The 18,204-nt window shown below is 71.6% G+C and carries 14 protein-coding genes; 5 read left to right on the top strand and 9 right to left on the bottom strand.

The window, feature by feature from the left end; genetic code table 11:
- Positions 1 to 441: 441 nt before the first annotated feature.
- The gene (locus ACLZOT_RS45570) at positions 442 to 2,970 is read left to right on the top strand and encodes an ATP-dependent Clp protease ATP-binding subunit (protein ID WP_416975165.1); all 2,529 of its coding nucleotides are present in this window, start codon (positions 442 to 444) and stop codon (positions 2,968 to 2,970) included.
- A gap of 101 nt (positions 2,971 to 3,071) precedes the next feature.
- Here ACLZOT_RS45570 and ACLZOT_RS45565 read toward each other — a convergent pair whose 3' ends face one another.
- Positions 3,072 to 3,704 (bottom strand): HAD family acid phosphatase, encoded by a 633-nt coding sequence (locus tag ACLZOT_RS45565; protein ID WP_416975164.1) that lies wholly within the window; start codon positions 3,702 to 3,704, stop codon positions 3,072 to 3,074.
- A gap of 409 nt (positions 3,705 to 4,113) precedes the next feature.
- On the opposite strand from ACLZOT_RS45565, the gene ACLZOT_RS45560 reads away from it, so the two are divergent.
- A complete protein-coding gene (locus ACLZOT_RS45560) occupies positions 4,114 to 4,659 on the top strand; it encodes a M23 family metallopeptidase (RefSeq protein ID WP_416975163.1) in 546 nt (181 codons plus the stop codon).
- Positions 4,660 to 4,738: 79 nt separating this feature from the next.
- Here the strand turns inward: ACLZOT_RS45560 and ACLZOT_RS45555 are convergent, their stop codons facing one another.
- The gene (locus ACLZOT_RS45555; RefSeq protein WP_416975162.1) at positions 4,739 to 5,332 is read right to left on the bottom strand and encodes a TetR/AcrR family transcriptional regulator; all 594 of its coding nucleotides are present in this window, start codon (positions 5,330 to 5,332) and stop codon (positions 4,739 to 4,741) included.
- 169 nt (positions 5,333 to 5,501) lie between these two features.
- On the opposite strand from ACLZOT_RS45555, the gene ACLZOT_RS45550 reads away from it, so the two are divergent.
- A complete protein-coding gene (locus ACLZOT_RS45550; RefSeq protein ID WP_416975161.1) occupies positions 5,502 to 7,127 on the top strand; it encodes an MDR family MFS transporter in 1,626 nt (541 codons plus the stop codon).
- Between the two features lie 87 nt (positions 7,128 to 7,214).
- Here ACLZOT_RS45550 and cseC read toward each other — a convergent pair whose 3' ends face one another.
- The 5 genes from cseC to ACLZOT_RS45525 form a co-directional block, all read right to left on the bottom strand.
- A complete protein-coding gene (gene cseC / locus ACLZOT_RS45545) occupies positions 7,215 to 8,549 on the bottom strand; it encodes a two-component system sensor histidine kinase CseC (RefSeq protein WP_416975160.1) in 1,335 nt (444 codons plus the stop codon).
- A gap of 19 nt (positions 8,550 to 8,568) precedes the next feature.
- Positions 8,569 to 9,270 carry a two-component system response regulator CseB gene (gene cseB / locus ACLZOT_RS45540; protein ID WP_416975159.1) on the bottom strand — a complete coding sequence of 234 codons (702 nt, stop codon included), beginning with the start codon at positions 9,268 to 9,270 and terminating at the stop codon, positions 8,569 to 8,571.
- 330 nt (positions 9,271 to 9,600) lie between these two features.
- Positions 9,601 to 10,251, bottom strand: a complete 651-nt coding sequence (locus ACLZOT_RS45535) for a hypothetical protein (protein WP_416975158.1) — start codon at positions 10,249 to 10,251, stop codon at positions 9,601 to 9,603.
- Positions 10,236 to 10,778 (bottom strand): SigE family RNA polymerase sigma factor, encoded by a 543-nt coding sequence (locus ACLZOT_RS45530; protein ID WP_055724273.1) that lies wholly within the window; start codon positions 10,776 to 10,778, stop codon positions 10,236 to 10,238. The genes ACLZOT_RS45535 and ACLZOT_RS45530 overlap by 16 nt, the downstream gene beginning before the upstream one ends.
- Positions 10,779 to 11,091: 313 nt before the next feature.
- Complete coding sequence (locus tag ACLZOT_RS45525; RefSeq protein ID WP_416975157.1) at positions 11,092 to 12,066, bottom strand: A/G-specific adenine glycosylase; 975 nt, start codon at positions 12,064 to 12,066, stop codon at positions 11,092 to 11,094.
- A 248-nt stretch (positions 12,067 to 12,314) separates the two neighbouring features.
- Between ACLZOT_RS45525 and ACLZOT_RS45520 the strand changes: the two genes are divergently transcribed.
- On the top strand, positions 12,315 to 13,142 hold the full coding sequence (locus tag ACLZOT_RS45520) for a hypothetical protein (RefSeq protein WP_416975156.1): 828 nt from the start codon (positions 12,315 to 12,317) through the stop codon (positions 13,140 to 13,142).
- A 113-nt stretch (positions 13,143 to 13,255) separates the two neighbouring features.
- Here ACLZOT_RS45520 and disA read toward each other — a convergent pair whose 3' ends face one another.
- Both disA and radA read right to left on the bottom strand, forming a co-directional pair.
- Positions 13,256 to 14,380, bottom strand: a complete 1,125-nt coding sequence (gene disA / locus ACLZOT_RS45515; protein ID WP_416975155.1) for a DNA integrity scanning diadenylate cyclase DisA — start codon at positions 14,378 to 14,380, stop codon at positions 13,256 to 13,258.
- A gap of 80 nt (positions 14,381 to 14,460) precedes the next feature.
- Positions 14,461 to 15,870 carry a DNA repair protein RadA gene (radA, locus tag ACLZOT_RS45510; protein WP_416975154.1) on the bottom strand — a complete coding sequence of 470 codons (1,410 nt, stop codon included), beginning with the start codon at positions 15,868 to 15,870 and terminating at the stop codon, positions 14,461 to 14,463.
- A 200-nt stretch (positions 15,871 to 16,070) separates the two neighbouring features.
- Here radA and ACLZOT_RS45505 point away from each other — a divergent pair, with 200 nt between their 5' ends.
- Positions 16,071 to 17,729 (top strand): hypothetical protein, encoded by a 1,659-nt coding sequence (locus ACLZOT_RS45505; RefSeq protein ID WP_416975153.1) that lies wholly within the window; start codon positions 16,071 to 16,073, stop codon positions 17,727 to 17,729.
- Positions 17,730 to 18,204 lie beyond the last annotated feature (475 nt).

The raw sequence follows: 18,204 nt of genomic DNA, 5'->3' as shown, positions 1-18,204 counted from the left end.
ATGGGCCGCGAGTTACGCTGGGTGTGCCAGTGGCTGCGCAGTGTGCGCGAGAAGGGGGTGTGGGGCCATGCGGGCGGGCGCAAGGTTGTTCGCCCGTAGCGGAGGGAACCGGTGCGTACGGCATGGACTGTCGGTGCCGACGGGTAAGACATCCCTAGTGGGAGGGGGCGACGAGCGGGAAAGGCCGTCCCGCGTTCGCCATCGGCGTACTGGCGACCGGGGTAAGTGCCTGGCCTGCGGGAACATCGTCTCGCACCATCAGGTTGGAGCAGATGTCGGCGTTCGGGGTCAGGAGACCGTGCCAGGTCTCCGGTCCCGCGGAGGTGATCCGGACGGTGTCGGCAGTTGGAATGAGCGGTCCCCGCTTGCGGGACTAAGCTGCGGAAGGACAGCGAGGGGAGCGTCCCCTCATTGCCTGACCGCTCTGAGGAGCGATTAACGATGTTCGAGAGGTTCACCGACCGCGCGCGGCGGGTTGTCGTCCTGGCTCAGGAAGAAGCCCGGATGCTCAACCACAACTACATCGGCACCGAGCACATCCTCCTGGGCCTGATCCACGAGGGTGAGGGTGTCGCCGCAAAGGCCCTGGAGAGCCTCGGCATTTCGCTTGAGGCGGTCCGTCAGCAGGTGGAGGAGATCATCGGCCAGGGCCAGCAGGCCCCGTCCGGGCACATCCCCTTCACCCCCCGTGCCAAGAAGGTCCTGGAGCTGTCGCTCCGCGAGGCCCTTCAGCTGGGCCACAACTACATCGGCACGGAGCACATCCTGCTCGGCCTGATCCGCGAGGGTGAGGGCGTCGCCGCCCAGGTCCTCGTCAAGCTGGGCGCAGACCTCAACCGGGTCCGGCAGCAGGTCATCCAGTTGCTCTCCGGCTACCAGCAGAGCAAGGAGACCGCCACCGCCGGCGGCCCCGCCGAGGGCACGCCCTCGACCTCGCTCGTCCTCGACCAGTTCGGCCGCAACCTCACGCAGGCCGCCCGTGAGTCCAAGCTCGACCCGGTCATCGGGCGCGAGAAGGAGATCGAGCGGGTCATGCAGGTGCTGTCCCGCCGGACCAAGAACAACCCGGTCCTCATCGGTGAGCCCGGCGTCGGCAAGACCGCCGTCGTCGAGGGCCTCGCCCAGGCCATCGTCAAGGGCGAGGTGCCCGAGACCCTCAAGGACAAGCACCTCTACACCCTGGACCTCGGCGCCCTGGTCGCCGGCTCCCGCTACCGCGGTGACTTCGAGGAGCGCCTGAAGAAGGTCCTCAAGGAGATCCGCACCCGCGGCGACATCATCCTGTTCATCGACGAGCTGCACACGCTCGTCGGCGCGGGTGCCGCCGAGGGCGCGATCGACGCCGCCTCGATCCTCAAGCCGATGCTGGCCCGCGGTGAGCTCCAGACCATCGGCGCCACCACGCTCGACGAGTACCGCAAGCACCTGGAGAAGGACGCCGCGCTGGAGCGCCGCTTCCAGCCCATCCAGGTCGCCGAGCCCTCGCTGCCGCACACCATCGAGATCCTCAAGGGTCTGCGCGACCGGTACGAGGCCCACCACCGCGTCTCCATCACGGACGAGGCGCTGGTCCAGGCCGCGACCCTGGCCGACCGGTACATCTCGGACCGCTTCCTGCCGGACAAGGCGATCGACCTGATCGACGAGGCCGGCTCCCGGATGCGCATCCGCCGGATGACCGCGCCGCCGGACCTGCGCGAGTTCGACGAGAAGATCGCCGGCGTGCGCCGCGACAAGGAGTCCGCGATCGACTCGCAGGACTTCGAGAAGGCCGCCTCCCTGCGCGACAAGGAGAAGCAGCTCCTCGCCGCGAAGGCCAAGCGGGAGAAGGAGTGGAAGGCCGGCGACATGGACGTCGTCGCCGAGGTCGACGGCGAGCTGATCGCCGAGGTCCTCGCGACCGCCACCGGCATCCCGGTCTTCAAGCTCACCGAGGAGGAGTCGTCCCGCCTGCTGCGCATGGAGGACGAGCTCCACAAGCGGGTCATCGGCCAGAAGGACGCCGTCAAGGCGCTCTCCAAGGCGATCCGCCGTACGCGCGCCGGCCTGAAGGACCCGAAGCGTCCGGGTGGTTCGTTCATCTTCGCCGGTCCGTCCGGTGTCGGTAAGACCGAGCTGTCCAAGGCGCTCGCGGAGTTCCTCTTCGGCGACGAGGACGCGCTGATCTCCCTCGACATGTCGGAGTTCAGCGAGAAGCACACGGTCTCGCGGCTCTTCGGCTCGCCCCCCGGCTACGTCGGGTACGAGGAGGGCGGCCAGCTCACCGAGAAGGTGCGCCGCAAGCCGTTCTCCGTCGTCCTCTTCGACGAGGTCGAGAAGGCCCACCCGGACATCTTCAACTCGCTGCTGCAGATCCTGGAGGACGGTCGCCTGACCGACTCCCAGGGCCGGGTCGTGGACTTCAAGAACACGGTCATCATCATGACGACCAACCTCGGCACCCGGGACATCTCCAAGGGCTTCAACCTGGGCTTCGCCGCCTCCGGCGACACGAAGACCAACTACGAGCGCATGAAGAACAAGGTGTCGGACGAGCTGAAGCAGCACTTCCGCCCCGAGTTCCTCAACCGCGTCGACGACGTCGTCGTCTTCCCGCAGCTCACGCAGGAGGACATCCTCGCCATCGTCGACCTGATGATCGGCAAGGTGGACGAGCGCCTCAAGGACCGGGACATGGGCATCGAGCTCTCCCAGTCGTCGAAGGAGCTGCTGTCCAAGAAGGGCTACGACCCCGTCCTGGGCGCCCGGCCGCTGCGCCGGACCATCCAGCGGGAGATCGAGGACACGCTCTCGGAGAAGATCCTCTTCGGCGAGCTGCGCCCCGGTCACATCGTGGTCGTCGACACGGAGGGCGAGGGCGAGAACGCGACCTTCACCTTCCGCGGTGAGGAGAAGTCGGCGCTGCCCGACGTCCCGCCGATCGAGCAGGCGGCCGGCGGTGGCGGGCCGAACCTGAGCAAGGAGGCGTAAGCCTCGGGAGTACGACGAAGAGGGCCGGTGCTGTGACAGCACCGGCCCTCTTGCGTCTACGGGACACGCCGGCTCGCGCGCCGGCGTCGTAGAGAGCCGGACTACGAGAGCTGGCCGTCGTAGTCCGGCAGCTTGTACGTCTTCTCGGCGTGGCCGCCGGAGAGGTCGGTGGCGCTGTTGCCGATGTTCGCGATGATCGTGTAGCCCTTGTTCTCGATGTCGACGCGCTGGGCGGTCTTGTAGGCGGCGACGTCCTTGAAGAGGTCGAGGAAGCCGCGGACGTACAGGCCGGAGACCTGGTAGCCGACGGTCTTGAGGTTGTAGTCCGTGACGGCCTTGATGATGCCCGGGCGCGCGGTCACGAAGAACAGGGAGACGCCGTGCTCCTGCGCGTACTTCGCGACGTTCAGGACGGGCTTGTTGGCCGGCTGCGGGTAGCTGAAGCCGAAGTCGGTCTCCAGCGTGGTGTTGTCGATGTCGAGGACGATCGCCTGCTTCTCGCCGGGCTTGGCGGCGGCGATACGGTTCTTCAGGTAGGGCAGGGCCTGGTCCATCACGGTCTGGCAGTCGACCTGCCAGGTCGCGTAGTCGACGTCCGCGGCTGCGGCCGCGGCGACGGTGGAGGTGCTGGTGGCCGTAGCGGCCTGGGCGCCGGCCGGGACGGCGAGGGCCGTCACCGCGGTCGCCGCGACGACCGTCAGGCCGATGCGGCGCGTCCAGGTGCCTCTGGTCATGTGTGGGGTCCTCTCGCGTCCTTGCGCTGCCATGTCGTGGGCATGCTGGTGGGTGGGAGTGGCTTGAGGGGAACCAGCGGGTTACTGGACGGTAGATGGTGCTGAGAGGCGCGTCACAGACCCGTGCGCGCATCGTGACCAGGGTCACAACTCGCCCCGGTCCAGGGTTTCTTGGGGCGGGGAGGTCGGTGATGTGCCGCATAGGGCGCGCGTCACTTACTAGGCGGAATAGTGGAGGCGGCGGCTTGGGGGGTATGTCCGGATCCAAGTTTTTTGTGGTGACGTACTAGCTTCTGTCGTAGGTCACCCGTTTGGGGGTCCGCGGGGGCGCGGGTTACCAAGGGAGGGTCCACCCGGCCGGGTTCGTACGGCGGGTGGCTTTTCTGTCCCCGACCTCCCGAGGTACTCGATGTCCCCGCGCGCTTTCCTCCGCTCCCTCCGTACGTCCTCGCTCCGCACCCGCGTGGCCGTCGGCGCCACCGCAGTCGGCGCCGCGGCCGTGCTGGGGAGCGCGGGGACGGCGTCCGCCGCGTCCGCGACCTGGGTCGACCCGGTGAAGTCGTACACCCTCTCCGCGAGCTACGCGCAGTCCGGCAGCCTGTGGTCCGCCAAGCACAGCGGGCAGGACTTCGCGGTGCCGACCGGTACGGCCGTCGTCGCCGCGCACGGCGGTACGGTCGTCAAGGCGGGGCCCGGCGGCGCCGGGGACGGGTCCGCGTACGGCAACGCGATCGTGATCCGGCACTCCAGCGGGGTGTACTCGCAGTACGCGCACCTGTCGCGGGTCGACGTGAAGGTGGGGCAGGTCGTCGGCACCGGTCAGAAGATCGGACTCTCGGGCAGCACCGGGAACTCGACCGGGCCGCATCTGCACTTCGAGATCCGGACGACGGCGAACTACGGCTCCGCGGTGGACCCGGTGGCGTTCCTGCGGGCGAAGGGCGTGACTGTCTGAGGGGTCGGCCTCCGGTGAGCGCCGGTGCGGAGCGCGCGGAGCCGGTTCAGGGGGCGCGTTCTCAGTGCCCCGCGCCCCCTCAGTGCTTCGCGTTCTCGTGTGCTTGGGTCACCAGGTCGATCGCGACCTCCAGCACCGCTTCGCGCTTCTCCTCCGGGGCGCCCTCGAAGTCCTGGAGCAGGAACATCCCGGCGTGCAGCGTGAAGATGGCGCTGATGCAGCGGACCTGGTCGGTCAGGAGGGCGTCGGGGTCGATGATGATGTCGCGCAGGCCCCGCATGCGGTCCTTGAAGGAGTCGCCGATCTGGAGTTCGCGGACGGTCGCCTGGTTCTCCTGCATGAAGCGGAAGAGGGGGGCGGCGTCGGCGAGGTGGCGGCTGTAGCGCCGTACGATCTCCTGCTTGGTGTCCAGGGTGTGGGGCTGCTCGGCGCCCCAGTCGATCAGCTCCTGGATCGGCTTCGTCAGATCGTCGAAGATGCTGACGATGATCTCTTCCTTCGTCTTGAAGTGGTAGTACAGGGCCGCTTTGGTGACGTCGAGGCGCTCGGCGATCTCGCGGAGCGACGTCTTCTCGTAGCCCTGCTCGGCGAAGAGTTCGAGCGCGACGTCCTGGATGCGCTGGCGCGTGTTGCCGCGCCGCTGCTGCTTGGTGCCGTCCATGGTGGCGCCCATTGTCCAACTCCTCGCGCTTGAGCGGGAACCCGGCCCGGGTGGTCGCCCGGCCAAGTGGTTGCCTTGGGGAAAAACTTACTTGACGACCGGCTAGTTACGGGTCTACTTTCCCGAGTGTATCGAACTAGCCGGGCGGCAAGTAAGTGGCCGGTCGGGGGGAGTGGGAACCATGGCGGACACACAGCAAGCCGACCCCGTACACGGGGCCGCGTCACCGGACGCACCGCAGGACAAGCAGCCCAGGAGCGTACGCGTCGTCCTGCTCGCGCTCATGATCACCATGATGCTGGCGATGCTGGACAACATGATCGTGGGTACGGCGATGCCGACGATCGTCGGCGACCTCGGCGGCCTCGCGCACCTCTCGTGGGTGGTCACCGCGTACACCCTCGCGACCGCGGCCTCGACCCCGATCTGGGGCAAGCTCGGTGACATGTACGGCCGCAAGGCCACCTTCATGACCTCGATCGTCATCTTCCTGATCGGCTCCGCGCTCAGCGGCATGGCGCAGGACATGGGCCAGCTGATCGCCTTCCGGGCCGTTCAGGGTCTCGGCGCGGGCGGTCTCATGGTCGGCGTCATGGCGATCATCGGCGACCTCGTGCCGCCCCGCGAGCGCGGCAAGTACCAGGGCATGATGGCGGGCGTCATGGCGCTCGCGATGATCGGCGGCCCCCTCGTCGGCGGCACGATCACCGACCACTGGGGCTGGCGCTGGGCCTTCTACATCAACCTGCCGCTCGGCGTCGTCGCGCTCGGCCTCATCAGCGTCGTCCTGCACCTGCCGCGCAAGCGGTCGCAGGCGCGGATCGACTACCTGGGCGCGACGCTGCTGACCGTCGGCATCACCTCCATCGTGCTGGTCACGACCTGGGGCGGTACGGAGTACGCCTGGACGTCCGCGCGGATCATGGAGCTGATCGGGATCGGGGTCGCCGCGCTCGTCGGGTTCGTGTTCTGGCAGAAGAGGGCAGCCGAGCCGATCCTGCCGCTGCACGTCTTCCGCAGCCTCAACTTCACGCTGATGGCCGTCATCGGGTTCATCACCGGGTTCGTGATGTTCGGGGCGACGCTGTTCCTGCCGCTGTACCAGCAGTCCGTGCAGGGCGCGTCCGCGACCAACTCGGGGCTGCTGCTCCTGCCGATGCTCGGCGCGATGCTGGTCACGTCGATCGTGGCCGGGCGGATCACCACCAGCACCGGGCGCTACAAGGTCTTCCCCGTCGCGGGCAGCGTCCTGATGATCGCCGGGCTGTACCTGCTGTCGACCATGGACACCGGGACCTCGCGGGTCACCTCCGGGGTCTACATGGCCGTCGTCGGGCTCGGCATGGGGTGCCTCATGCAGATCACGATGCTGGTCGCGCAGAACAGCGTCGAGATGAAGGACATGGGCGTCGCGTCCTCCTCGGCGACCCTCTTCCGGACGCTCGGCTCGTCGTTCGGCGTCGCCATCATGGGCGCGCTGTTCAACAACCGGGTCCAGGAGGTCATGGCGGAGCGTGCCGGGGCGCTCGGGTCCAAGGTCACCGAGGCGTCCGCGCAGCTCGACGCGGCGAGCCTGGCGAAGCTGCCGGCCGCGGCTCGGGAGGCGTACCAGTACGCCGTCTCCGCGGGCAGCCACTCCGCGTTCCTGCTCGGTGCGGTGGTCGCGGTGGTCGCGCTCGTCGCGGCGGTCTTCGTGAAGGAGGTCCCGCTGCGGGGGGCTGGGCCGCAGGGTTCCGGGGACGAGGACGGGCCCGGGGACGGGGACGGGGCGGCGAAGGCGCCGGCGCCGGTGGTCGAGCCGGTGTGACGCGGGTCTGAACGGGGCCTTCCAGCTGGTGTCCGCCGCTGGGAGGCCCCTATTTTTTGGGTGCCGGTGGGGCCCCGTGTCGTGTCGTCACGGCAGCATCGGGTAGCTGCCCGTGTTCGTCGGGGCGTGTTCCGGGAGCCAGAGGACGGCGACCGCGCCCTCGGAGGGGATGTGGTCGGGGGCGGCCGGGGGGCGGACGTTGCGGAAGGTGAGGCGGGCGCCCAGGACGCGGGACTGGCCCGCGGCGATCGTGAGGCCCAGGCCGTGGCCCTGTACGGAGCGGTCGGTGCTGCCGGTGCGGAAGCGGCTCGGGCCCTCGGCGAGGAGGGCCTCGGGGAAGCCGGGGCCGTGGTCGCGGACCCGGATGACCCGGCCCTCGACGGTGACCTCGATGGGTGCCTTGCCGTGCCGCGCGGCGTTCGTCAGGAGGTTGAACAGGACGCGCTCCAGGCGGCGGGGGTCGGTCGTGACCTCCGACTCGTGCACCACCTGGACCCGCACCGCGGGGTCCTTCGCGGCCACCCGGCGGGTGACGAACTCGCCCAGCATGATGTCCTGCAGCTCCGCGCGCTCGGAGGCGCCGTCGAGGCGGGCCACCTCCAGTACGTCCTCGACCAGGGTCCGCATCGCCTTCGCGCGGTCCAGGACCAGTTCCGTGGGCCGGCCGGGCGGCAGGAGTTCGGCCGCCGTCAGCAGCCCCGTCACCGGCGTCCGCAGCTCGTGCGCGATGTCCGCCGTCACCCGGCGCTCCGCCTCCAGCCGCTGCCGGAGGGCGTCCGCCATCGCGTCCACCGCGCTCGCGAGGTCGTCGGTCTCGTCCCGGACGACTCCGCCGATCGCGTCCCGCACCCGTACGTCCGTCTCGCCCTTGGCCACCTGGTTCGCCGCGGCCGCCGCCTTGCGCAGCCGCCGGGACAGCTGGCCGCCGATCAGCACGCCGAGTGCGCTGCCGCCGAGGACGACCGCTATCGAGCCGATGATCAGGGCCTGGTCGAGGTCGTTGAGGATGTCGATGCTGCGGTCGGTGAAGCCCGTGTGCAGGGAGAGCACCCGGCCGTCCTTCACCGGGACGGCCGCCCAGATGTCCGGCCCGCCGCCCCTGCGGTCGGAGACGAACGTCGCCCGCCGCCCCTCCACGACCTTGTCGTGCAGCTCCCGCGGCAGCTCCCGGTCGTCGATCTTGACGCCGGGGAAGTTCGGGCGGCCCGACACCTCGTAGTTGCGCTGGGCGATCTGGACCCGCTCGTCGGCCAGGTCGCGGGCGTTGTCCAGCATCGACACCCGCGCCGCGTTGTGCACGACCAGGCTCAGCACGATCGCGATCAGCGCGCCGACCAGGGCGATCGCCGCGCTCAGCTTCCACCGAAGGCCCGTACGGATGTCCGCGCGCTCCCAGAGCGCCGACACCTGCTTCCGGATCATCCCCGCACCCCTGCCCCGCTCAGGCTTTGAGCTTGTAGCCGAAGCCGCGGACCGTCTCGATGCGGTCCTGGCCGATCTTGGTCCGCAGCCGCTGGACGTGGACGTCCACGACGCGGGTGTCCCCGCCCCAGCCGTAGTCCCAGACGCGCTCCAGGAGCTTGTCGCGGGACAGGACCGTCCCCGGCGCGGAGGAGAACTCCAGGAGCAGGCGCATCTCCGTCGGGGTGAGGGCGACCGGGGTGCCCGCCTTTCTGACCTCCATGCCCTCCGTGTCGACCTCCAGGTCGCCGAAGGTCAGTACGCCGCCGGCGGCCGGGGCGTCGGCCTCGGCGCGGTCGCCCCCGCCCGCGTGCCCGAAGCGGCGCAGGACCGCGCGGATGCGGGCGACCAGGACGGCGCCGTCGAAGGGCTTGGTCACGTAGTCGTCCGCGCCGGCCTCCAGGCCCAGGACGACATCGATGGAGTCGGCCCGCGCGGAGAGCATGATCACCGGCACGGTCGACTCGTCCCGGATGCGGCGGCACAGGCTCACGCCGTCCAGGCCGGGCACCATCACGTCCAGCAGGGCGATGTCGGGGCGGTTCGCCCGGAACGCGTCCAGGCCCGACAGGCCGTCGGGCATGGCGGTGACCGCGAAGCCGTCCCGCTCCAGGGCGAGCTGGGTGGCCTCGCGGATGACGTCGTCGTCCTCGACGAACAGCACGTGTGTCTGGTCTGCCATCCGGGTGCTCTCAGTCTTCGTGGGGGTCTCTTGTCGGTCGTGCCGTGCTCGGCGCGGGGCCTCCCCTCAAGGGGACGCTCCGCGGACCCGGCTCGTTCACCGGCGCTGTCACTCGTACATCGGTCCGGACACCGCGATCGGTTCACGCCGCCGGAGAATTTTTCGCCGACTTTGATTTCCGCAGGTCAGAAGGGCGCCGTCAAGACGCCGAAAGGCCGGGAAGGATGGCCGGTCGGCGGTTGCGCGGCAGCCGACCGGCCATCCTTCCCGAGATCCGGCGGTCCGGCGACCGGGCCGCCCGGTGCCTTGCCGGTCCGGCCGCCCGCCGCCTCAACCCCCACCCGGCGCCGGCGCGGTTTCCGTGCCCGTGTTCCCGTACTCCGTGTGGGTGCTGTACTTCTTCGTGAACCTGCCCGCATCCCACATGTACGTGATCACGGTCTCCCCGGACGGGCTGGAGACCCGATCGTCCTTGGCGTACACCTGCTTCGTCACGACGAGGGAGCCCCGGTCTATCTCGGCGTAGACGGGGGGCTCCTCGGCCTTGAAGACGTTCTGGTAGCGGCCGTCCTTCTCGTGGTAGACGTACGAGCCGACGCCGACCGCGTCGGTGCAGGTCAGGACGTTGACCACGATGTCGGTCGCGGCGCCGCCGGTGAGGTTGCCGTACTCCACGTCGACCGGGTAGTCGTCGGCGACGCACGGCTTCAGCTCGCGCTTGACCTCGGTGGAGACCGCGGGGTCGTCCTTGACCAGGCTGACCGCGTCGATGTCCTTCGGGTCGGAGTAGTCGCCCGGCGAGGGCGTCGAACCGACGACCGCCTCGGCGTGGGCCGGGCCCTCGTCACGGGCGCCGGTGCCGCCGGTGCCGCAGGCGGAGGCGCACAGGGCGAGCACGGCGAGCACGGACACGCCCGTGATCGCCGCCTGGAAGGTCCCGTGGGCCGCAGGTGGTTCCGGCTCGGTCAGGCCGCCGCGCAACGCTCCCGCTCCTCACGCTCCAGCGCGCGTGCGTCCAGATCGCGCGCCTCCAGCTCCTCGCGGAGCCGGGCGAGCGCCCGGTGCAGCGTGCTCTTGACCGTTCCGGCCGACATGCCGAGGGCCGCGGCCGTCTCTTCGGTGGACATCTGCTCCCAGTGTCGCAGCACCACGACACTGCGCTGCTTCGGAGCGAGCACCTTCATCGCGTCCATCAACAGGGCGCGGTCCGCGTGCTGTTCGGTGGCGTCCTCGACCGAGGCGTCCGGGAGCTGCTCGGTGGGGACCTCCTCCAGCTTGCGGGCCCGCCACCACTCCGTACGGGTGTTGATCATGACCCGGCGCAGGTAGGCGTCGGCGAGGCGCTTGTCCGCGATGCCCTCCCAGCGGCCGTACGTGCGCGCCAGGGCCGTCTGCAGGAGGTCCTGGGCGTCCACGGGGTCGGGGACCAGACGGCGGGCGCTGCGCAGCAACGCGTCCTGCCGCGTGCGGACGTACTCCTCGAAACCGAGCACCTCGCCGTGCGCCATGTCCAACCGCCTCCGATCCCCGTTCCGGCCGACTTCCGTGCCGGTTTCCCGCTTGTGGTCTGTGGCCCCCGCGTCTCGCCGGGGCACGAGAAGAAAGCTACGGAGCTGTTGTCACGGCACTGTCCGAAGCAGCCTGCGGCGAGCGCTCGGCTGTCCGTCGGTTGTGTAACGGACGGCGGATCGGATACGAGAAGCGGGGTGCTTGATGAGGCTATGGGGTGATTTGGGCTATGGGTGGATGTGACACAGCCGAAGGATCCGCTGTGACGCGGGGCCTTCGGCTGTGAGGTGACCGTGAATCAGATCGAGTGGTTCAGCCGCGCGGCAGGCGGTACAGGCCGCCCGCGAGCGGCTCCACCAGGCCGTCGGAGACGAGGCCGTCCAGCGCCCGCGCGCGCTGCACCGGTTCGTGCCACACCCGGTCGAGCGCGGACTGCGGCACGGGCGTGTGCGCCTCGCGCAGGACGGCGAGCAGCTTGCCGCGCACCTGGCGGTCCGTCCCGGCGTACGTCTGCCCCTTGCGCGGCGGGCCCTCGTGCTCCGGCTTGCCCGCGAGGCGCCAGGCGCAGCTCGCGGCGATCGGACAGCGGTGGCAGGTCTCGTTGCGGGCGGTGCACACCAGGGCGCCCAGTTCCATGGAGGCGGCGGCCCAGCGCGCGGCCGTCGGCTCGTCGTCGGGCAGCAACGCGCGCGCGAGCTTGCGCTCGGCGGCGGTGGTCGCGTTGGGCGGGTACTGCACGCCGCTCACCGCGCGCGCGAAGACGCGGCGGACGTTGGTGTCCAGGACGGCGTGCCGGCGGCCGTACGCGAAGGAGGCGACCGCCGCGGCCGTGTACTCGCCGATGCCGGGCAGCGCGAGGAGTTGGGCGTGGTCGGCGGGGACGTCGCCGCCGTGCCGCTCCGTTATGGCGACGGCCGCCCCGTGCAGGCGCAGGGCGCGGCGCGGGTAGCCGAGCCGGCCCCAGGCGCGTACGGCCTCGCCGGGGGCCTCGGCGGCCAGGTCGGCGGGGCGGGGCCAGCGGGTCAGCCACTGCTCGTAGACGGGCAGGACGCGGTTGACGGGTGTCTGCTGGAGCATGAACTCGCTGACCATCACGCCCCACGCGCCCGCCTCGGGGCGCCGCCAGGGCAGGTCACGGGCGTGCTCGTCGAACCAGTCGATGACCGGGGCGTGCAGGTGGACTCCGGTGTCCTCGACGGGCTGCTCCTCCCGCGCGCGTGCTCTGGCGGACAGGCCGGCAGCGGCGTCGGAGGGGGTGGTGTGCGGGGGCTCAGTGGGCGCAGTCATGGCTCTTCGATCCTGCCATGGGAAGGGGTGCACGCGTGCGTGCCGTCACCCGTGAGGGGGGCGTCCGCGCTCGCGCGCGGGGCGTCGATCTCCGTGCCATGGCCAAAGGTGCAAGGGGTGCGATTGTGAACGAGTAGGGCGCCGGGGGGCGTTGCGGCGGACGCGACCGGGATGATGATCCGGAAAAGTTGTGGTTCAGGCGGCGGGTGGGGACGGCGAACGCCGCGATCTCTCGTACAGTTTGCGCCGTGGGATCTCTGCGCAATCCGGTCGGGCCGCTTCCCTCCACCATCTACTGGCGACGGAGGGCCGTACTGCTGTCCGTGCTGGCCCTGTTGACGCTTCTGGTCGCCTGGATCGTCCTGTCGGGCGGCGGCGGCAAGAAGAACGGCGCCGAGGGGTCCAACGGCAAGAATCCCGCCTCCTCGATCACCCCGGGGCCGTCCGCCTCGGGCCCCGCGATCAGCCAACACCCCGGCGGACGCGACGAGTCGACGCCCGGTGAGACCAACGGGTCGGCCTCCGGCGGGGGTTCGGGCGACGGCGGCTCCGGATCGGACACCGGCTCGGGCGACACGGGCGGCGGCGCCGCTTCCGGCGGCTCGGGCGACGACGGCTCCAACGGCAGCGGCACCGGCAGCGCCGGTACCGCCCTCCCGGCGGGCACCACGCTCCCCAACTGCACGGCCAGCGTGGTCACCTGGACCCTCAGCAGCGTCAGCAACACCTACTCGCCCGACCAGACGCCGACGTTCCGCCTCACCGCGCGCAACAGCTCCGGCAGCGACTGCAAGGTCGACCTCGGCCCGAAGAACACCGTCCTGACGATCACCCAGACCGGCAGCGACGACACGTACTGGGCCTCCGACGACTGCCCCAAGGCCACCGGCGGCGCCCTGTACCGCGTCCCCGCCGGCGCCACCTTCACGTACACCCTGAAGTGGGACCGCAAGCCGAGCGCCCCCGAGTGCGCCACCCCGCCCGCCGGCACCGCGAGCGCCGGGACCTACCTCGTCGAGGCGAAGGCCCCGGGATTCGCGAAGGCACAGACGTCGTTCGTCCTGGAAGCGGACTGACGGCCCGTCGCCCCCGCGCGCGAGGGCGCGTCGTACGACCGTCCAGGGGCCGTTTTCCGGGGCGCTCGCCCCTTAACGCCGGTGGGGGGGCTCCCGGAGCCCCCCACGCGCCGTCAGACGTAGCGCTCCAGGATCGACGACTCCGCCAGCCGCGACAGCCCCTCGCGGACACTGCGCGCGCGGGCCTCGCCCACGCCGTCCACGGCCTGGAGGTCGTCCACACTCGCCGCCAGCAGCTTCTGGAGGCCGCCGAAGTGCTCCACCAGCCGGTCGATGATCGCGCCGGGCAGCCGGGGCACCTTCGCCAGCAGCCGGAAACCGCGCGGGGAGACCGCCGAGTCCAGCGCCTCCGGGGAGGCCGTGTAGCCCAGCGCGCGGGCGACGGTGGACAGTTCGAGCAGCTCCGCGTGGGTCAGCGCGTCCAGCTCGTACAGCGCCTCGTCGACCGTGCGGGAACGCTTCGCCGTCGGCTCCGGGACGTAGTCCCGCACCACCAGCTCGCGTTCCGGCTCGACGCCCGCGATCAGCTCGTCGAGCTGCAGGGCCAGCAGGCGGCCGTCCGTGCCCAGCTCGACGACGTACTCGGCGATCTCGGTGGCGATCAGGCGGACCATCTCCAGGCGCTGGACGACCGCCGAGACGTCCCGGACCGTCACCAGGTCCTCGATCTCCAGCGCCGACAGCGTCCCCGCGACCTCGTCCAGGCGCAGCTTGTAGCGCTCCAGGGTCGCCAGCGCCTGGTTCGCGCGCGACAGGATCGCCGCCGAGTCCTCCAGGACACGCCGCTGGCCGTCCACGTACAGGGCGATCAGACGCATCGACTGGGAGACCGAGACGACCGGGAAACCGACCTGCTTGGAGACGCGGTCGGCGGTGCGGTGCCGGGTGCCGGTCTCCTCGGTGGGGATCGTCGGGTCCGGGACCAGCTGCACGCCCGCGCGCAGGATCTTCGACAGGTCCGAGGAGACGACGATGCCGCCGTCCAGCTTGCACAGCTCGCGCAGCCGGGTCGCCGAGAACTCCACGTCCAGGACGAACCCGCCGGTGCACATGGCCTCGACCGTCTTGTCGGAGCCCAGCACGATCAGACCGCCCGTGTTGCCGCGCAGGATCCGTTCGAGGCCGTCCCGCAGGGCGGTGCCGGGGGCGACGGCGCTCAGCGAGGCGCGCATCAGGCCATCGGAGCCGGCACTCCCACCGGACTTTCCGGGAGCCGCCGCCCGGTCGTTGGCTGCCACTGCACTCCTCCGGTCACAGGTTCTGGGGGGCTCCCGCCTGCGCACACGGTTCGTACGGACGGGCGAGACCAGGGCAAAGTCTACCGGCGCTCCTCCTCGCCCTGGGGGGCCTGTCGACGACGCGAGCGCGGGAGCACCCGCAGAGCGTCCCCTATATCGGCGACTTCCAGGACCTTCATCCCGGCCGGGATCTTCCCCGGGTCGCCCGGCACCAGCGCGTGCGTGAAGCCCAGGCGGTGCGCCTCCGCGAGCCTGCGCTGCACGCCCGTCACCCGGCGCACCTCGCCCGCAAGACCCACCTCGCCGATCGCCACCAGGTTCTTCGGCAGCGGGGTGTCGCTCGCCGCCGACGCCAGCGCGAGGGCGATCGCCAGGTCCGCGGCCGGCTCCGACAGGCGTACGCCGCCCACGGTCGCCGAGTAGATGTCCCGCTTGCCCAGCGCGCTGATGCGGCCGCGCTGCTCCAGGACGGCCAGCATCATCGACACCCGGGACGTCTCCAGGCCCGACGTCGTCCGGCGCGGGGTGGGGATCTGCGTGTCCACGGTCAGCGCCTGCACCTCCGCGACCAGCGGGCGCCGGCCCTCCAGAGTGACCGTCAGGCACGTGCCCGGCACGGGTTCGGCGCGGCGGGTCAGGAACAGGCCGCTCGGGTCCGCGAGGCCCGTGATGCCCTCGTCGTGCAGCTCGAAGCAGCCGACCTCGTCCGTCGCGCCGTAGCGGTTCTTGACGCCCCGCACCAGGCGCAGACGCGCGTGCCGGTCGCCCTCGAAGTGCAGGACCACGTCCACCAGGTGCTCCAGCAGGCGCGGGCCCGCGATCGCGCCGTCCTTCGTGACATGACCCACCAGGAGCGTCGACATGCCACGCTCCTTCGAGGCGCGGATCAGGGCGCCGGCCACCTCGCGCACCTGCGCCATGCCCCCGGGGGCGCCGTCGATCTCCGGGGAGGCGACCGTCTGCACCGAGTCCAGGATCAGCAGCGACGGCTTCACCGCGTCCAGGTGGCCCAGGACCATCGAAAGGTCCGTCTCCGCCGCCAGGTACAGGTCGTCGGCCAGCGCGCCGATGCGGTCCGCGCGCAGGCGCACCTGGCTCGCCGACTCCTCGCCCGTCACGTACAGCGTGCGGTGCTCGTCGCTCGCCGACTTCGCCGCGACGTCCAGCAGCAGCGTCGACTTGCCCACGCCCGGCTCGCCGGCAAGCAGCACCACCGCGCCCGGCACCAGGCCGCCGCCCAGGACGCGGTCCAGCTCCGGGACACCCGTCGTCCGCGCGGTCGCCTGCCTGCCGTCCACCTGGCCGATCGGCACCGCCGACGACGTCACCCGGCCCGGCGCGGTCGTCCGCACCGCCGGGGCGCCGTACTCCTCGACCGTCCCCCACGCCTGGCACTCCGGGCACCGGCCCAGCCACTTGGCCGTCTGCCAGCCGCACTCCGTGCAGCGGTAGGAGGGACGGTCCTTCGTGGTCTTCGTGCGGGCAGCCATGGGAGGAACCGTAACGTCCGGCACCGACAGCGCGGTCCGCCTGTGGACAACCGAGGGCGCCAATCGGTCGCGTCACTCCGGGAATCGGCCACCCGAGAGCGCCCGGTGTCCCCTATTGAGGGATCGTTTCACCCGTATGGATTAAAAGGGCTCAAGGTTCGGGATCGGTGCCTCGCGGGGCGCCTACGGTCGCACGGGTGATGAGCACGAGTCCGGAGACCTCGCCCCGTACGACCGGCGCGCACCGGGAGCGACGGGAGGCGCGTGATCGTGAGGCGGCGCGCACACTGGCCGAGCGCCCGCCCGCGCGGTACGAGCCGTACCTCGACGGCCTGTTCACGTACTGCCTCGCCGTCCTGTGCGACCACGACGCGGCCGTCGCCGCCCTCGGGGACGCGCTCGCCTTCGCCGAACGGCGCGGGCACCGGATGCCGGACGAGGGCGGCGAACTGCGCGCCTGGCTGTACGCGCTCGCGCGCTGGGCGTGCCTGCGGCGGCTGACCCAGGCCAAGCAGAAACGTCATGCCTCCGGGGCCCGGCCCGAGACGCCCGACCCCGACGACGCCGACGACGTCGTCAGGGAACAGCGGCGCCGCGAACTCGCCCTGCTCGCCTGGCCGGAGGCCGCCGGCACCAGCCCGGAGCAGCGCGAGGCGCTCGAACTCGCCGTACGGCACCGGCTCGGTGCCCCCGAGGTCGCCGCCGTCCTCGGCAAGGAGCCCGCCGCCACCCGCGAACTGCTCTCCTCCGCCGCCTGCGAGGTCGAGCGCACGCGCGCGGCGCTCGCCGTCGTCGAGACCGGCGGCTGCCCCGCCGTCGCCCGCCTCGCCGACGGCCACCACCTGGTGCTCAGCGCGGCCCTGCGGCGCGAACTCGTCCGGCACGTCGACGACTGCCCGCGCTGCCGGCGGGCCGCCGAGCGCGCCGTCCCCGGGCGCTGGCCCGGCGCGGCCGTCACGCCCGCCGAACTGCCCGTCCTGGAGGCGCCCCGCGCGGCCCTGTACGTCGCGATGACGCACGTCCCGCGCGCGCGGGGGGCCGCCGCGCCCCGGTACGACCGGCGCGGGTTCCCCATGGACCCCAAGGACCGGGCCGCCCGGCGCGACCGGCTGCGCGCGCGTGCGGTGACGACGACCGTCGTCGCCACCGTCGTCGCCGCGCCGGTGCTCGCGCTGTGGGCCGCCTACCGGGGTGAACCTCTCGGGGAGGGCGCCGAAGGGAGCGTCCCGCGCGCGAGCGAGGCGCAGCGGCCCGGCGCGCTCGGGGGCGAGGCCGGCGCCGGGTATGCGAACGCGGGCAACGCCGGGGCACGGTCCGGTGCCGACCGCGCGGACGGGGGGCGGCCCGATGTGTCCGTGGAGGTCATCAGCGTCTCCGGCGCGGGCTCGAAGGGGGCCGCGCGTCTCACCGTCACCGCCGCGGGGAGCGGTGACACGACCCTCGTCACGCTGACCGCGTCCCGGGACGGCGGGCCCGTCCGCTGGTCCGCCACGACCGGTTCCGCGTGGCTGTACCTGAGCACGTCCTCGGGGATGCTCGGGCCCGGTGAGTCGATCACCGTCAAGATCTACGTCGACGCTCTGCGCGAGCCCTCGGGGGCCTGGCACGCGCGCGTGGCGATCGCGCCGGCGGGGGCGGTCGTGTCGATCACCGGGTACGGGCCGGTCCCCGGCGGACCGGGGACTCCGCCGCCGTCGGCCGAGCCGTCCCCGACGCCGAGCGCCTCGTCGTCGCCTTCGGCCTCGCCGAGCGCTCCGCCGACGGACTCTCCCGAACCGTCGCCGAGCGAGTCCTCCGCGGGGCCGGGGAGCCCGTCGCCGTCCGCGGGGGGTGGGGAGCCGACGCCGGCGGCGTCGTAGGGCGGGTGAGGGCGCGTGGGGGGCGTTCAGGGGGGTGGTGTGTCCGGTGGGTGGGCGGCTGCGGGTGCGTGGTGGCCGGTCGCGCCCACGCGGCGGATCCGCACATCAACACAGTCCCGCGCCCCTGGGGTGGGCTGGTGTCGGTTTTCAGGGGCTGGCCGGGGGCTCGTCCGGATAGCTGGGAGTGCGGGTGGTCCGGGAGCGTCCCGCGCGGATGCGTGTGGACTGGGGATAGGGGGGTGAGGTGGGTGGTTGGGGAGCGTCCCGCGCGGGTGCGTGAAGTCCGAGTGGGCGCCGCTGAAGCTGCACACCGGGGCAGCCCCCCGCGCGTGCGGGGAGCCGTCCCGCCAGCCGTCGGCTCCGCGAGCGCGTGCACCCCCGCGCGCGCCGAGTTCGGCCACCGCATCGCCGTCCGCTCCTCCCCGCCCCCGTGCGCCCGGTTTGACGTAAATGTGGGTTGCCCTTGGGTGTGGGC

The sequence above is a fragment of the Streptomyces sp. 4F14 genome, from assembly GCF_048159485.1.
Lineage (GTDB): Bacteria > Actinomycetota > Actinomycetes > Streptomycetales > Streptomycetaceae > Streptomyces.
Note: the sequence above shows the minus strand (reverse complement) of the source record. Positions and strands in the feature narration are given on the sequence as shown.

What these genes read in the sequence shown, in the direction of transcription:
- ACLZOT_RS45570 (WP_416975165.1), top strand. Translation starts at nt 442, where the DNA reads ATGTTCGAGAGGTTCACCGACCGCGCGCGGCGGGTTGTCGTCCTGGCT.
- ACLZOT_RS45565 (WP_416975164.1), bottom strand. Translation starts at nt 3,704, where the DNA reads ATGACCAGAGGCACCTGGACGCGCCGCATCGGCCTGACGGTCGTCGCG.
- ACLZOT_RS45560 (WP_416975163.1), top strand. Translation starts at nt 4,114, where the DNA reads ATGTCCCCGCGCGCTTTCCTCCGCTCCCTCCGTACGTCCTCGCTCCGC.
- ACLZOT_RS45555 (WP_416975162.1), bottom strand. Translation starts at nt 5,332, where the DNA reads ATGGGCGCCACCATGGACGGCACCAAGCAGCAGCGGCGCGGCAACACG.
- ACLZOT_RS45550 (WP_416975161.1), top strand. Translation starts at nt 5,502, where the DNA reads ATGGCGGACACACAGCAAGCCGACCCCGTACACGGGGCCGCGTCACCG.
- cseC (WP_416975160.1), bottom strand. Translation starts at nt 8,549, where the DNA reads ATGATCCGGAAGCAGGTGTCGGCGCTCTGGGAGCGCGCGGACATCCGT.
- cseB (WP_416975159.1), bottom strand. Translation starts at nt 9,270, where the DNA reads ATGGCAGACCAGACACACGTGCTGTTCGTCGAGGACGACGACGTCATC.
- ACLZOT_RS45530 (WP_055724273.1), bottom strand. Translation starts at nt 10,778, where the DNA reads ATGGCGCACGGCGAGGTGCTCGGTTTCGAGGAGTACGTCCGCACGCGG.
- ACLZOT_RS45525 (WP_416975157.1), bottom strand. Translation starts at nt 12,066, where the DNA reads ATGACTGCGCCCACTGAGCCCCCGCACACCACCCCCTCCGACGCCGCT.
- radA (WP_416975154.1), bottom strand. Translation starts at nt 15,870, where the DNA reads ATGGCTGCCCGCACGAAGACCACGAAGGACCGTCCCTCCTACCGCTGC.
- ACLZOT_RS45505 (WP_416975153.1), top strand. Translation starts at nt 16,071, where the DNA reads ATGAGCACGAGTCCGGAGACCTCGCCCCGTACGACCGGCGCGCACCGG.